11 protein-coding genes are annotated in these 14,815 nt (G+C 66.2%); 9 read left to right on the forward strand and 2 right to left on the reverse strand.

The annotated features are described in order from the left end of the window. Positions 1-10: 10 nt before the first annotated feature. The 6 genes from BEMPMBAN_RS21595 to BEMPMBAN_RS21620 all read left to right on the forward strand — a co-directional run bounded on the left by BEMPMBAN_RS21595 (position 11) and on the right by BEMPMBAN_RS21620 (position 7,437). Positions 11-1,648 carry a gamma-aminobutyraldehyde dehydrogenase gene (locus BEMPMBAN_RS21595; protein WP_234897631.1) on the forward strand — a complete coding sequence of 546 codons (1,638 nt, stop codon included), beginning with the start codon at positions 11-13 and terminating at the stop codon, positions 1,646-1,648. A gap of 38 nt (positions 1,649-1,686) precedes the next feature. Beyond that, the gene (locus tag BEMPMBAN_RS21600; protein ID WP_159233291.1) at positions 1,687-2,031 is read left to right on the forward strand and encodes a RedY/HapK family protein; all 345 of its coding nucleotides are present in this window, start codon (positions 1,687-1,689) and stop codon (positions 2,029-2,031) included. After that, a complete protein-coding gene (locus BEMPMBAN_RS21605; RefSeq protein ID WP_159233292.1) occupies positions 2,028-3,758 on the forward strand; it encodes a phytoene desaturase family protein in 1,731 nt (576 codons plus the stop codon). Before BEMPMBAN_RS21600 ends, BEMPMBAN_RS21605 begins: the two co-directional genes overlap by 4 nt. Before the next feature lie 20 nt (positions 3,759-3,778). After that, a complete protein-coding gene (locus tag BEMPMBAN_RS21610; RefSeq protein WP_159233293.1) occupies positions 3,779-5,263 on the forward strand; it encodes an APC family permease in 1,485 nt (494 codons plus the stop codon). A 443-nt stretch (positions 5,264-5,706) separates the two neighbouring features. Beyond that, the gene (locus BEMPMBAN_RS21615; RefSeq protein WP_159233294.1) at positions 5,707-7,056 is read left to right on the forward strand and encodes an NAD-dependent succinate-semialdehyde dehydrogenase; all 1,350 of its coding nucleotides are present in this window, start codon (positions 5,707-5,709) and stop codon (positions 7,054-7,056) included. Between the two features lie 27 nt (positions 7,057-7,083). Beyond that, positions 7,084-7,437, forward strand: coding sequence for a Fe-S protein (locus BEMPMBAN_RS21620; protein ID WP_159233295.1), 354 nt, complete (start codon positions 7,084-7,086; stop codon positions 7,435-7,437). 9 nt (positions 7,438-7,446) lie between these two features. Here the strand turns inward: BEMPMBAN_RS21620 and BEMPMBAN_RS21625 are convergent, their stop codons facing one another. Continuing rightward, entirely contained in the window at positions 7,447-8,244 is a 798-nt protein-coding gene (locus tag BEMPMBAN_RS21625) for an SDR family NAD(P)-dependent oxidoreductase (protein WP_159233296.1), read from the reverse strand. Positions 8,245-8,360: 116 nt separating this feature from the next. On the opposite strand from BEMPMBAN_RS21625, the gene BEMPMBAN_RS21630 reads away from it, so the two are divergent. The 3 genes from BEMPMBAN_RS21630 to BEMPMBAN_RS21640 are packed head-to-tail and all read left to right on the forward strand — an operon-like array spanning position 8,361 to position 12,044. Continuing rightward, a complete protein-coding gene (locus BEMPMBAN_RS21630) occupies positions 8,361-9,245 on the forward strand; it encodes an alpha/beta fold hydrolase (protein ID WP_159233297.1) in 885 nt (294 codons plus the stop codon). Positions 9,246-9,279: 34 nt separating this feature from the next. Continuing rightward, positions 9,280-11,247, forward strand: coding sequence for a flavin-containing monooxygenase (locus tag BEMPMBAN_RS21635; protein ID WP_159233298.1), 1,968 nt, complete (start codon positions 9,280-9,282; stop codon positions 11,245-11,247). Positions 11,248-11,261: 14 nt separating this feature from the next. Further along, complete coding sequence (locus BEMPMBAN_RS21640; protein ID WP_159233299.1) at positions 11,262-12,044, forward strand: glucose 1-dehydrogenase; 783 nt, start codon at positions 11,262-11,264, stop codon at positions 12,042-12,044. On the opposite strand, the gene BEMPMBAN_RS21645 is transcribed toward BEMPMBAN_RS21640, so the two are convergent. Further along, positions 12,041-14,809 (reverse strand): helix-turn-helix transcriptional regulator, encoded by a 2,769-nt coding sequence (locus BEMPMBAN_RS21645; RefSeq protein ID WP_234897632.1) that lies wholly within the window; start codon positions 14,807-14,809, stop codon positions 12,041-12,043. The two genes, BEMPMBAN_RS21640 and BEMPMBAN_RS21645, sit on opposite strands and share 4 nt — an antisense overlap. Positions 14,810-14,815: the final 6 nt, after the last annotated feature.

A 14,815-nucleotide genomic window follows, 5' to 3' on the forward strand; every position in this document is an offset into this window, starting at 1 on the left:
GAGGAGCTGAGTGCACCCGCCGGGGGTATGCGGTAGGTCGCGCGACAAAACCGGCACGGCCGGTATTCACTCTCGGGGGTCCGCATCTGGCGAAAGCTTCACGCTGTTGTCTTGCACACCCCGTCCGCCTGTGCTTAAGTCAATAGCGCAACTGTTCAACACTAGGACACGGCCGGTTATTCAGGTCGTCGGAGCCAGTTTGGAGACATCTCACATGGCGGACGGCCATCTCATGTACGTTGCGGGCGAGCATGTTCCCGCCGCGAGCGGCGCGACCGAAGCGGTCATCAACCCTGCCACCAACGAGCAGATCGCGACCGTTCCCCTCGGCGACGCGACCGACGTGGATCGCGCAGTAGCCGCGGCGGAGGAGGCGTTCGATGACTGGGCGGCCACCACCCCCGGTAGGCGGGCCGAATTGCTGCTGAAGCTCGCCGATCGGCTGGAAGCTCATGCCGAGGAGTTCGCCCAACTAGAGTCGCAGAACGTCGGCAAGCCCGTCGCGGTGGCGCGCGACGAGGTTCCTTTCGGAGTGGACAACATGCGCTTCTTCGCCGGCGCCGCCCGCGTGCTGGAGGGCCGTGCCGCCGGCGAATACTCTGCCACCCACACCAGCATCATCCGTCGAGACCCGCTCGGCGTCGTGGGCAGCGTTGCACCGTGGAATTTCCCCCTCGTCATGGCGATCTGGAAGATCTGCCCGGCGCTGATGACCGGAAATACGTTGGTGCTCAAGCCAAGCGAGCAGACGCCACTGTCCACACTGCGGTTGGCCGAACTCGCGGCGGATCTCTTCCCACCCGGCGTCTTGAATGTTGTCACCGGCCATGGCGACACCGTCGGCGCGGCTTTGACCTCGCACCCACGGGTGCGGATGAGCTCGCTGACCGGCGACACCGCAACCGGCAAGGTGGTCGCCCGCGCCGGCGCCGATAATCTCAAGCGTCTGCATCTCGAATTGGGCGGTAAAGCACCGGTATTGGTGTTTGATGACTGCGATGCAGAACTAGCCATAACCAAGATCTGCGAAGGCGGGTACGGGAACTCCGGCCAGGACTGCATGGCTGCCTCCCGGGTGTACATCGCCGATGGAATCTACGACGAATTCGTCACCGAACTCACCCGAGCCGTATCGAAGGTCGCCATGGGCCAGCCCGAACTCGAGTCCACCGAGATGGGCCCGGTGATCTCCGAACGCCAGCGCGACCGCGTAGCGGGCTTCGTGGACCGTGCGACCGCCACCGGACCGGCCACGCTCGCCGTCGGCGGACTCGGTACCGGACCCGGCTTCTGGTACAAGCCTTCGCTGGTCATCGACGCCGCCCAAGACTCCGAGATCGTGCAGAAGGAAGTCTTCGGCCCAGTCGTCACCACCACCCGATTCAGTGACGAGGTACAGGCCTTTGCCTGGGCCAACGATGTCGAATACGGCTTGGCGGCATCAGTGTTCACGAAGGACGTCGGCCGCGCGATGCGTGCCGCCCGCAAACTCCAGTTCGGCACGGTGTGGATCAATGACCACCTTCCGATCGTGTCGGAAATGCCGCACGGGGGATTCAAGCAGTCCGGCCACGGCAACGACATGTCGATCTACTCCGTCGAGGAGTACACAGAAATCAAGCACATCATGATCAACCTCGAGTCTTGATCGCAGAACCGGTCTCACAACACTTCTGGAGCCATTTGATGACTGCCCCCAACCGCGCCGTAGTAGCGGTCAATCTGTTCTCGATGCTGCCCGGCGTGGACCCTGCCGACTTCGAACGCTTCTCCACCGAGGTCGACCGGCCGACGTGCCTGGCCCACAACGACATCGTTCGGCGGTTCGAAGCGTTTCGGGTCGACGAGGCACCCGATGGAGCTCCCGCGGACATCCTCGAAGTCATGGAGGTCAATGACTGGGCAGCATGGGAACGGCTGCGAGACACCCACCCCACCATGAAGCCCGTCACCGACGGCTTCAACGAACTCGTCGATCCCGCCACTGTTCGCACCTACTTCGCCCACGTCATTCCGGGAGAACTTCAATGAGCAACACCACCTACGACGCAATCATCATCGGTGCCGGGCACAACGGCCTGATCGCTGCCGGATACCTGGCCCGAGCGGGTAAGAAGGTTCTCGTCGTCGAGGCTCGCGACGTCGTCGGCGGTGCGTGCACCAGCGAAGAACTGATTCCCGGTGCCACCTGGTCGTCATGTGCATTCATCGCCAGCCTGCTACGACCCGAGATCATCACCGACCTGGAACTCGAACGGTACGGCCTGGAGATGTACCAGACCGATGCCAACGAAGTCAGCATCTTTCCCGACGGCAGCCATCTGTTCGTGTGGAAGGACATGGACAAGACGCTCAAGGAGATCGAGAAGTTCTCCAAGAGTGACGCCGGTGCGTTCCTGGACTTCGGCCTGCGGGTGAAAAGGTTTGCCTCCATCCTCACGCCGTTCCTGATGTCCCCTGCGCCGAGCCGTTCGCAGGTGCTGGCCGCGTTCGAGGCGGCCGGCGCTGAAGATCTGTTCAATGAAATGGTTCTGCTCTCCACCAAAGACCTGTTGGACCGATACTTCGAGAACGAGCACATCAAGGGCCTTTTCACTTTTTTCGGGATGATCTCGGTCTGGGGCGGGCCGTCGACACCGGGCACCGGGTACGTCTACGGGCACCACTCCGTCGGCGAGTTCAAGGGCACGCTCGGGCAATGGGGCTTCGTTAAGGGAGGCATGGGCGGTATCACCCAGGCGATGGCCCGTAGCGCAGAGGCCCACGGCGCTGAGATCCGGCTCAGTTCGCCAGTCGAGCAGGTGGTGGTCGCCAAGGGGCAAGCGTCCGGTGTGAGGCTGGCCAACGGTGAGATCATCTCCGCGCGAACGGTTGTCTCCAACGCTGACCCGCAGCGCTCCATGCTGCAGCTACTGCCGGTGGGCGCCATCGATGCCAAGCTCACACAAAAACTTGAGGACTACGACGTCCGCGGCTCGATGGCTCGCATCCACCTCCTGATCGACGAACTGCCCGACTACATCGGATTCCCTGCCGGCGTGCAGGGCCCACAACACCAGGCGCAGGCGATCATGGGCGCCTCCATCGAGAACTTCGAGCGCGCTTGGGAGGCGGAGCGCCGCGGGGAGATCCCCGACGACTTCGTCATCGAAGCCGTCATCCAGTCCACGCACGATCCTTCTTTGGCGCCCACCGGCAAACACACCATGACCCTTGGCGTGCAACAGCTTCCGTTTGAACTCAAGGGGACCGACTGGGACGCCATCCGCGACGACTGGGCCGACAAGGTGCTCGAAGTGCTCTTCCGTTATGCGCCCAACCTGCGCGAACATATCCAGGAGCGAGTCATCATCACCCCCAAAGACCTCGAGCGTGACTACGGCCTGACCGGGGGCAACATTTTTCACGGATCGATGTTCTTCGACCAGCTATTCAACAATCGACCGACCCCAGAGTTGGCCGACTACCGCACCACAGTTGGCAACTACTACCTGTGTGGCTCGGGCACCCACCCCGGCGGCGGTGTGATGGGGGCCAACGGCCATAACGCGGCTCAGGTCGTCATCGCCGACCTCAATGGCACGCCTGCCCCGACTGCAGAACGCGTCGGGCCGCCATCGAAAGCCGGTGTCATCGACCGAGCCATGGAAACAGTAATGGACACCAAGGTCGGCAAGAAGCTCGGATACACCGTTGCGACCAGTCCCGCACTACGCAAGGTCGTCAAATTCGCTGCCCGTAGCAAAACCACCCGTTAACTCAAGGCAAAGGACCCGCCATGCTTGATCAGGATCGCCCTCAACCGCAGGCAACCGCCAAAGACTCGCCCGATGGCTCAGCAAGCCTGGCGCGCAACCAGGTTGGTGTGCTCGGCATCGTTTTCTTCGTCGTCGCCGCAGCATCCCCACTGACGGTGGTCGTGGCACTGTTCCCGGTGATCATCGGGTCGGGAAACGGTGTCGGCATCGCCGGCGCGTTCGTGCTGGTAGCGATGGTCCTCACCGTCTTCGCGGTGGGCTACGTCGCGATGAGTAAGCACATCACCAACGCCGGAGCCTTTTACGCCTTCATCACCCGGGGCCTCGGTAGACCGATGGGCCTGGGCTCAGCTTCGCTGGCGATCTTCGGCTATAACGCCATCCAACTCGGTGTGATCGGCGGATTCGGTTACTACGCATCCGAATTTGTCAGCAGGCACACCGGAGTTGTCATCCCGTGGTGGGTGTTCTCGTTCCTGGTCATGGGCGCATCGCTGTTCCTGGGGATTCGGCAAATCCATGTCGGTACCCGAGTGCTCGCCGTACTGCTCACGTTGGAGACCGGCATAATTGCACTGCTCAACATCGGCATCCTGTTCAATTCACCGACTCCGATCAGTGACTTCTCGTTACAGCCGCTCCTCCCTTCTGCCGTCTTCGCAGGCGCGCTGGGTGTCGCGCTGATGTTCGCGCACGCCTCGTTCATCGGATTCGAGGGCACCGCCATCTACGGGGAGGAGGCGAAAGACCCCAAACGCACCGTGCCCAGGGCCACATACGGCTCGGTGATCTTCATGGGGGCGTTCTACTCCATCACCGCATTTCTGATTGTCAACGCCGTCGGCGTGGACAATGCCGTCGGCCTCGCCGAGACCGAGGGGGGCAACCTGGTTTTCGCTGTCAGCGACAGTGTGCTTGGCAGCGTCGGCACCGAAGCATTTCAGCTGCTGATCATCACAGCCCTGTTCGCTGCCATTCTCACCTTCCACAACAACGTCGCCAGGTATCTCTTCTCGCTGGGCCGCCAGGGCGTCCTCTGGTCCCGTCTGGGCACCACCCACCCAACCCGCCGGTCGCCGGCGATTGCGTGCTACGTCCAGATCGGAATGGTCGCCGTGGTGGTGGCGATCTTCGCTGCCTTCGGCCTCGACCCCTACGCCACTCTGTTCACCTGGTGGACCGGCGTCGGTGCAGCAGCCATCATCCTGCTGCAGACCCTCGCCAGCGTCGCGATCTTCGTGTTCTTCCGCCGCTCCAATGTGGACAAGCGACCCTGGAACACCTTCATCGCACCTCTGCTCGGTATCGCCGGTCTACTGCCGTTCCTCTGGTACGCAGTAACGGGAATGGACGTGCTGCTCGGTGGCGGCGGCTGGCTACAGATCTCCTTCACCGTGATGCTGTTCGCCTCGCTGGCCGTGGGCGTCATCGGCGCATACATCATCAAAGCCAGGTCGCCGCAACGGTATGAGCAGCTGAACTCGACACTAGGCGACCGCGTCTAGACGACTCGAATGGTGAGCCCGGCGGGTGCTGCGGCACTCGCCGGGTTCACCTTTTGGTCGGTAGATCTCCCTACGCCGGCCGCTGCGACGTAGACCCCTGCGGCACTGGTCAATCCGGCCGGGAGGGCGGCGGCGGGCCAGGTCGCGGGAGCGGGGGCCGGGGATGTCGGTGCGGACCCGTCGCGTCTGCCGCAGCTCGGGACCTCCGACCGGAGTGGCTGTCATGCCGCGAGCCTAAGGACACCGACCCGATCGGCTCAGGTCCACAGTGGACAACGTTCCCGGTGCAGATGTCCAGACCGGCGATTGTCTCGATCGGGTTCGGCCAACAGTCTGGTCCGTTGAACGCGGGACCGTGGTGATTCGGGACCGTAGTGTTGAAGCCGAGCGCGAGACCGAAACAGACCTGGCCCGCGGGGCCAGGAGACCAAGGAGTGGACACGATGAGCACATCTGCGTACGCGGTGGTCGACCCGTCGACAGGCGAGCTGATCCGGGAGTACCCGACTGCGACCGACGAGCAGGTCGAGCAGGCTGTCGCAGCGGCGGCGAAGGCCTTCAAGGAATGGTCCCGTGGGTCGACGGTGGCCGAGCGCGCCGCTCTGCTCCGCAAGGTCGCCGAACTGCACACCCAGCGCAAGAGTGAGCTGGCCAAGATCATCCAGCGCGAGATGGGCAAGCCGCTGGATCAGTCCGAAGGCGAGGTCGACTTCAGCGCTGCGATCTACGAGTACTACGCCGACAACGCCGAGAAGTTCCTGTCCGACGAGCCGATCGAGCTGCTCGAAGGCGAAGGCTCCGCGCTGATCCGCCGCAGCGCGGTCGGGGTACTGCTCGGGATCATGCCGTGGAACTACCCGTACTACCAGGTCGCCCGGTTCGCGGGCCCGAACCTGGTGCTGGGGAACACCATTGTGCTCAAGCATGCCCCGCAGTGTCCCGAGTCGGCGGCGGCGTTGCAGCAGATCTTCCTCGACGCCGGCTACCCGGAGGGCGCCTACGTCAACGTCTACGCCACCAACGAGCAGATCGCCGAGGTGATCGCCGACCCACGCGTGCAAGGGGTTTCGCTGACGGGATCGGAGCGCGCCGGTGCCGCCGTCGCGGAGATCGCGGGCCGCAACCTGAAGAAGGTGGTGCTGGAACTCGGCGGCTCGGATCCGTTCATCCTACTCAGCACCGACGACCTGGACTCGGCGGTGGAGGCGGCGATCGACGGACGCTTCGAGAACACCGGGCAGGCCTGCAACGCCGCCAAGCGGATCATCGTCGCCGACGACGTCTACGACGAGTTCCTGGACAAGTTCACCAAAAAGGTGCTCGGAAAGGCAGACGGCCTGGCCCCGCTGTCGTCGGTGGCCGCCGCCGAGCGGCTCGACGAGCAGGTCAAGCGCGCCGTGGACGACGGCGCGACGCTGGTGTCGGAGGGCGCGCGCAACGGCGCCTTCTACCCGCCCGGCGTGCTGACCGGCGTCTCGCCGGATTCGCCGAGCTACCGCGAGGAGCTCTTCGGCCCCGTCGCCACCGTGTTCAAGGCGACCTCCGAGGAGCAGGCGGTGGAGATCGCGAACGACACCCCGTTCGGGTTGGGGTCCTACGTCTTCACCACCGACGACGAGCAGGCCCGCCGGGTCGCCGACAGGATCGAGGCCGGCATGGTCTTCGTCAACGCCGTCGGGGCCGAAGGCGCCGAGCTTCCGTTCGGCGGCGTCAAGCGGTCAGGCTTCGGTAGAGAGCTCGGACGCTTCGGCATCGACGAGTTCGTCAACAAGAAGCTGATCCGCATCAGCTGAACGAGGTGTGGGTTGTAACCTCACACCATGGAAGTACTACGTGACGTAGTTGTACTGCTGCACCTCGTCGGCTTCGCGGTGACGTTCGGCGCCTGGGTGGCCGAAGCCGCGGCCCGTCGGTTCCGCACCACCCGGGTGATGGACTACGGGTTGCTGCTGTCGCTGCTCACCGGGCTGGCGCTGGCCGCACCGTGGCCGGCGGGAATCGAACTGAACTACCCCAAGATCGGGGTCAAGCTGGTGCTCCTGGTGGTCCTCGGCGGACTGCTGGGGATGGGCAACGCGCGGCAACGCCGCACCGGGGACGCAGTGCCGCGCCCGATCTTCGTCGGTGTCGGGGTGCTGGCGTTCCTGGCGACGGCGATCGCAGTCCTCTGGTGACGGGGCCGGCTACTGCTCGCCGAGGCCGATCAACTCGGTGACGTGGTGGTCGCGGCCGGCGGTATAACCACCGTCCACGGCGATGGCCTGGCCGCTGACGAAGCTGGCGTCGGCCGACAGCAGGAACGCCGCCACGGCGGCGACCTCCTCCGGGCGGCCGAACCGGCGCAGCTTGTGCTCGTGGCGTAGCCCCTCACGCGGCACGTCCATGCCGGGAAGCCCCATGACGGAGTCGAACAACGGGGTCCGGATGAAGCCCGGGCAGATGGCGTTGGCGCGGATGCCACTGGGGCCGTAGTCGATTGCGGCGTTCTTGGTCAGCAGCACCACCCCGCCCTTGGACGCGTTGTATGCGCTGCCGCCGGCCGTCCCCTCGAGGCCTTCGACGCTGGACAGTGTCACGATCGCGCCGCGTTCCCCGTCCACCCGGTCTTGGGTCGTCATCTGGGCCAGCGCGGCGCGCATCACCACAAACGTGCCCTTGAGGTTGACGTCGACGACACGATCCCATTCCTCGTCGGGCAGCAGGTGGATCGGGCCGCCCCCGCCCACTCCCGCCGAATGGACCACGCCGTCGAGCCGTCCCGCGGCGTCGACCACCGCGGCGACGGCGCGCTGCATCGCCCCGGCGTCGAGCACATCGGCGCGCTGATAGCCGAACCCGTTCGAAAGTCCCTCCGGCGCCTCGGGATTGAGATCCACCCCGATCACCGTGGCGCCCTCGTCGAGCAGCGTCCTGACAGTGGCCTCGCCGATGCCCGATGCCGCGCCGGTCACCAGAACGCCTTTGCCCGCAAGCCTGTGCATCGGCACAGTATTGTCTACCTCGCGGCTGGCGAGCGCGCGCTGTTGTCCGCGACTCGCCGCGCCAAGGCGGGCAGACACGCGCGCTCGACGGGCGAGGCACCTTCTACGATCCGAGGATGACGACCACGCCCTCGAAGCCGGAACCCTTCCTCACCGACGGGCACGGCGGCGTCCGGATCGCCGCCGACCGGCAGGGCGCCCCCGGTGCCCGGGCAGTCGTATTCCTGCACGGAGGCGGACAGACCCGCCGTTCGTGGAGTAGGGCGGCCACGACGGTGGCGGACCGTGGCTGGCAGGCCGTCACCGTCGACATGCGGGGTCACGGCGAATCGGAGTGGTCATCCGACGGCGATTACCGGGTGTCCAGCTTCGCTGCCGACGTGCGGGAGATCCTGTCTCAGTTGCCCCCGCGACCGGTGCTGGTCGGCGCCTCGCTGGGCGGGCTCACATCGATGCTGCTGGCCGGCGAGCTTGCCCGCGGCATCGCCGGCGCGGTGGTGCTCGTCGACATCGTCCCTGACATGGACCCGATCGGTGCCGAACGGATCCACGCCTTCATGGCCGACAAGGTCGTCGACGGGTTCGGCTCACTCGACGAGGTCGCCGACGTGATCGCCGAGTTCAACCCGCACCGACCGCGACCCGCCGACCTGGACGGCTTGCGCAACAACCTGCGCCGTAGGGGAGATCGCTGGTACTGGCACTGGGACCCGCAGTTCATCGACGGCACCGCCACCCGGCCGCCGCTCGAGGTGGCCGACACCGACCGACTGCACGCCGCCGTCGCCGCGATCCTCGCCGACGACGTGCCCATGCTGTTGGTGCGCGGGCAGGTCAGCGATCTGGTCAGCCGGGAGCGCGCCACGGCCTTCCTCGAGCGCTTCCCACAGATCGAGTTCGTCGACGTCGAGGGCGCCGGGCACATGGTGGCCGGCGACCGTAACGATCTGTTCGCAGACGCCGTCCTCGGCTTCCTCGACCGCCACGACTCCGAAGGCTGATCATCCACAGATCGCCATATGTATGGTGTGGTGCATGCCACACGTCACAGGTGCCGCGGTGCGCGATCCGGAGCTGGCACGGCTGACCGGTCTGCCCTTCGACGACCCCGACGAGGTGATCCGCGCAGCGATCGCCGAGGCCAGTGTGCCCGCGCTGCTGATGTCAATGGTGCACATGACCGGAGACCTCGCGATCCTCGACGAGCTGCCGGGCCCGTACATGCTCATCGCGATGGACCTGCAGGGCGCGATGAGCGAACCGGACAAACAGGTGGTGCGCGACCGGGCATTCGAGGTCGCCCGTGACTACCGCGACCGGGGATGCCCGCCACCGTTCATCCCCGACGAGCACCAGCTGCGGGTGATGCTCGACGTGATGTCCGCCGGGCAGGTCACCGAGGAGTTCGTCGACTACATCGCCGCCGACCTGCGGTTCACCGACAAGGACCAGGCCGGGCCGGTGCTCTCCTCGACCGCAGAGCAACGCGCCGGCTTCCCGGTGGTCGTCATCGGCTGCGGGGAGTCGGGGCTGCTGGCGGGCATCAAGCTCAAACAGGCCGGCATCCCGTTCACGATCATCGACAAGCAGTCCGGGGTGGGCGGCACATGGCTGGCCAACCGCTATCCGGGATGTCGTGTCGACATCGCCAGCCAGTACTACACGTATTCGTTCGAGCCGATCGACCACTGGCAGCACCACTACGCCACCCAGCCCGAGATCCTGCAGTACCTGGGCGACGTGATGGATCGATACCAGATCGGCGAGCACATCCGGTTCGAGACCGAGGTGATCGGCGCCGCGTGGGACGAGGCGACCTCGACATGGCAGGTGCAGATCAGGGACGCCGCCGGTGTCTGCGAGACGCTCACCGCCCGGGGGCTGATCTGCGCTGTCGGCCAGTTCAGCAACCCGGTGATCCCGGACATCAAGGGCGCCAAGGGCTTCGACTGTCCCTCATTTCACACCGCCGACTGGGACGACAGCGTCGACCTCGCCGGCAAGCGGGTGGCTGTCATCGGTGCCGGCGCCAGTGGATTCCAGTTGGTCCCCGCGATCGCCGAGACCACCGCACACGTCGACGTCTACCAGCGCACCGCGCAGTGGATGGCGCCCAACGTCAACTATCACGCACCCGTCGGTGACGGCGCCCGGTGGGCCACAAGGCATCTGCCGTACTACGGCAGATGGCTGCGGTTCGTGACATGGTGGCCGATCGCCGACGCGCTCAACGAGCAGATCACCATCGACCCGGAGTGGGACAACGGCGGGCTGTCGGTCAGCGCGGGCAACCACACGATCCGGGAGGTGTTCGTCGCGTGGATGCAGGCGTTCACCACCGATGAGGAACTGCTGGCCAAAGTCACGCCGAAGTACCCGCCGATGGGCAAGCGCACCCTGCAGGACGACGGGACCTGGCTGACCACGCTGCAGCGCGACGACGTCGAACTGATCACCGACGGCGTCGCCGAGATCACCCCGGACGGGGTCACCGACGGCGCCGGTGTGCACCGGCCCGCCGATGTGTTGTTGTGGGCCACCGGTTTCGATGTCAACCACCAACTCGGGCCCGTCGACATCCGCGGGGTGGGCGGCGTCGGACTGAACGACGCGTGGGGTGACGCCGCCTATGCCTACCTCGGTATCACGGTCAACGACTTCCCGAACTTCTTCTGCATGTTCGGCCCAGGCACCAACGCCGTCAACGGCGCAAGCCTGATCTACAACTCCGAATGCCAGATGCGGTACATCCTCGGGTGCATCGACATGGTGCTGACCTCGGGCGCCGCATCGGCGATGCCCAGGGCCGAGGTGTGCACCGATTACGACCGGCGCAGCCAGGCGCGCCTGAAAACCATGGTGTACTCGCACCCCGCCGTCACGAGCAGCTATTACAAGAACTCGGCCGGTGAACTGCCGACGCTGTTCGCGTGGCGCATCGTCGATTACTGGAAGTGGACACATCGCCCGAACCCGGACGACTACGAACTCGACAAGCCTTGACACCAGGAGGATTGATGACAGGACGGTTGGCCGGAAAGGTCGCCCTGATCAGCGGGGGCGCCCGGGGGATGGGCGCGTCGCATGCCCGTGAGATGGTGGCCCAGGGCGCGAAGGTGGTCTGCGGCGACATCTTGGACGGCGACGGCGAGTTGGTGGCCAAGGAACTCGGCGAGGATGCGCGCTACGTGCATCTCGACGTCACCCGCACCGAGGACTGGCAGGCCGCGGTCGCCCACACCGTCACCGAGTTCGGCGGGCTGGACGTGCTGGTGAACAACGCCGGCATCCTCAACATCGGCACCGTCGAGGATTTTGAGCTCTCGGAGTGGCATCGCATCCTCGACATCAACCTCACCGGTGTCTTCCTGGGCATCCGCGCCGTGACGCCGACGATGAAAGACGCCGGACACGGATCGATCATCAACATCTCGTCGATCGAAGGCATGGCCGGCACGATCGCCAGCCACGGCTACACTGCGACGAAGTTCGCGGTCCGCGGCCTGACCAAGTCAGTCGCTCTGGAGTTGGGACAGTTCGGGATTCGGGTGAATTCGGTGCACCCGGGTCTGGTGAAGACCCCGATGGCCGACTGGGTGCCCGAGGACATCTTCTCCAGCGCGCTGGGGCGGATCGCCCAGCCCAGGGAGGTCAGCAACATGGTGGTCTATCTGGCCAGCGACGAGTCGAGTTTCTCGACCGGTTCGGAGTTCGTCGTCGACGGCGGGGTGCTGGCCGGTCTGGCCCACAAGGACTTCTCCGCCGTCGACGTCGAGCAGCAACCCGACTGGATCACTTAGAGCGTGTTGCTGCGGGCCCGGTCCATCCGCCGGCCCAATTCCGCGCGGGAGCCGATGCCGAGCTTGCGGTAGATCTTCGTGAGGTTGTGTTCGACGGTCTTGGTGCTGATGAACATCGACGCGGCGATGTCCTTGTTGGTGGCGCCGGAGGCCGCCATCTCGGCGACCTGTTGCTCTGACGGGGTCAGCTGGCTGAGGTCGTCATTGGGCGTCACCACGGCGCGGGCCAGTTCGGCTTGGGCCCGTCGCGCCCACAACGGTGTGCCCAGCTGCTCGAACTGCTGCAGCGCCTCGGTCAGATTGGCTGCCGCCGTGTGCTTCTGACGCAGCCGGCGCTGCAGTTGGCCCAGGATCAGCTGGGTCCGGGCCCGTTCGAACGGCATCGGCAGGCCCTCGTGTTCGGCCATGGCCTGATGCGCCATCGTCTCGGCCGCGGTGACGTCTCCGTGCGCGGCCAGCAGCATCGCCCGGCAACGCGCTCCCACCGCCTTCATCCAGGTCCGTCCGTGCTCGAGGCCGTTGTGCTCGAGTGCGGCGGTGAGGAACTCGGCGTCGTCGAGCCGGCCCACACCGACCATCGCCTCGATCACGTCGGGCAGATGCCAGGCGTACATCAGCTCGGTGACCGGCGGGCGGCCGGTGGACAGAAACGTGCTGTCCAGCGCATCGAGCGCCTCGCGGTGATTGCCCAGCGATTCCTCCAGGAAGCACAGCGTCATCCCCGGCCAGTCGGCGACGTGCGATGAGCTGCGGTTCTTCATCGCGACCAGGACCCATCGGGCATCGGCACGAGCCTCGTCGACCCGGCCGGCGTACGCCGCCACGGCCGCTCGCACCGTCATCGGGATGATCAGCACGTCGTCGCCACCGAGTTGTTCGGCCCGTTCGACGGCTTCGGCGGCCTCCGCGGCGGCCTCGGCGAGCTGTCCGCGCCACACATGGTTGATCGCCAGGAAACCGGCGATGGCCATCATGTCGCTCTCGGCGCCCCGCTCGATGCAGATCTCCCGTGCCGCCGTCAGCTCCCGGTGGGCCTGCTCGAGCCGACCGGTCCAGGACAACGCGAGTGCGTGGACGAACGGCGCCCGGAAGATGATCGGGACGTCGAGGGTGCTGTCGTAGAGCTCACGGGCCCGATCCAATGCGGCGTGGTCCAGGCCGCGTCCGCACTGGAAGTTCACATGGACCGACCAGGACAGCGCGGCACTGGTCAGCCCCGGAATCCCGAGCTCCTCGGCGAGCTTGACGGCATCGCGGACATGCCTGCGGGCATCGTCGAGCTCGCCGGAGCTGTTGAGCGCGAAGGACAATCGCAGCAATACCGTCACGGTGATGGCCGGGTTGCCCACGGCGTCGTCGAGCGCCTTACGGAGCAGCTCGACAGCGCTGTCGTGCTCGTTCTGGTACATCCGGACCATCGCGAGCTGGCTGAACGCCATCGCCCGCAGAATCCCCGGCTCCATCGTCTCCGCGGCGGCGCTGACGATCGCTCCCGCCTGCGCGGTGTCACCGGCCAGGAAGTGGTTCTCCGCGGCTTTGATGCGCCGCAGCGGGTTGTCGCCGCCCAGCCCGATCGCCAGGTCGACCAGTTCGGCGGCAGCGGCAGGAGCACCCCGGGCCCGTGCCGCGTCGGCGGCCCGGTCGAGGGCGGTGAAGATCTCGTCGTCGGCATTCGCCGCGCCGAGCGCCAGGTGCCGGGCCTTGAGCTCCGGCTGGGTCTCCACAGCGCTCAGTCTGCGGTGCATGGCCCGCCGCACGGTCGGCCCGGCGTCGGCGTAGACGCCGCTGGCCAACAGGGGATGGGTGAAGCGGACCCGGTTCCCTTCCAGCGTGACGATGCCGTCGGCTTCGATCTGTTCGACCAGCCGGACCAGTTCCGCGGTGCTGATGCCGTTCGCATCGGCCAACAGCTCGACGGTGGGTTCGGCCACGCAGGCCACGCTGAGCAGCAGCGACCGGACCTCATCGTCGAGCAGGCCGATCCGGTGGCGGACCACCTCGGCCAGGGTGGCGGGCAGCGGCTGGTCGGCAGCGGCCGGCCCGTCGCCGATCGCGCGGGCCAGTTCGATCGCGAAAAACGGATTGCCGCCGGAGATCTCGGCGATCCGGAGCACTGTCGGGCGGGAGAACGTCCGGCCGAGCCGTTCGGAGAGCACGCCGTGCAGCTGCCGGATGGTCAAGGGGCGCACCGTGACACGGTGGAGGCCGTCCGGACGATCCAGGTGCATCCAGCCGGCGGCGGTGCCTTCGCCCGGTTCGCACCGCTCGGTGATCAGAACGCCGAACGCTCCCTTGAGTCGGCGTACGGCGAACTCGATCGCGGCGCGGCTGGAGCCGTCCAGCCACTGAGCGTCGTCGATCGCGACGAGCACCGGCGCGCCGTCGGCCAGCGTGTGCAACACGTTGAGGAATCCCGCGGCCACCACGCGCTGATCGGTCGCGGGCCCGTCGGCCCCCGCACGCAGCAGGACCCGGTCCAACGCCAACAACTGCAGCGACGGCAGCCGCGCGAAGCGCGCCGGTTCGAGGTCGCCGAGCAGGTCCGCCAGCGCCGCGAACGCCATCACCGATTCCGCCTGGCCGACGCGCGCCGTCAACACCCGGAATCCGCGGTCGCGGGCCTGCTCCAGCAGCGACATCCACAGCGTGGTTTTGCCGATCCCGGCCTGGCCCTCGATGACCAGCCCGGTGGGCCGTGACGTTGCGGCAGCAAGGAATCCAGCAACCTGCCGATCCTCGACCGATGACCCGCTAGCGCTGGACATGGGGTC

It is taken from the genome of Mycolicibacterium austroafricanum, assembly GCF_902705885.1.
Classification (GTDB): domain Bacteria; phylum Actinomycetota; class Actinomycetes; order Mycobacteriales; family Mycobacteriaceae; genus Mycobacterium; species Mycobacterium vanbaalenii_A.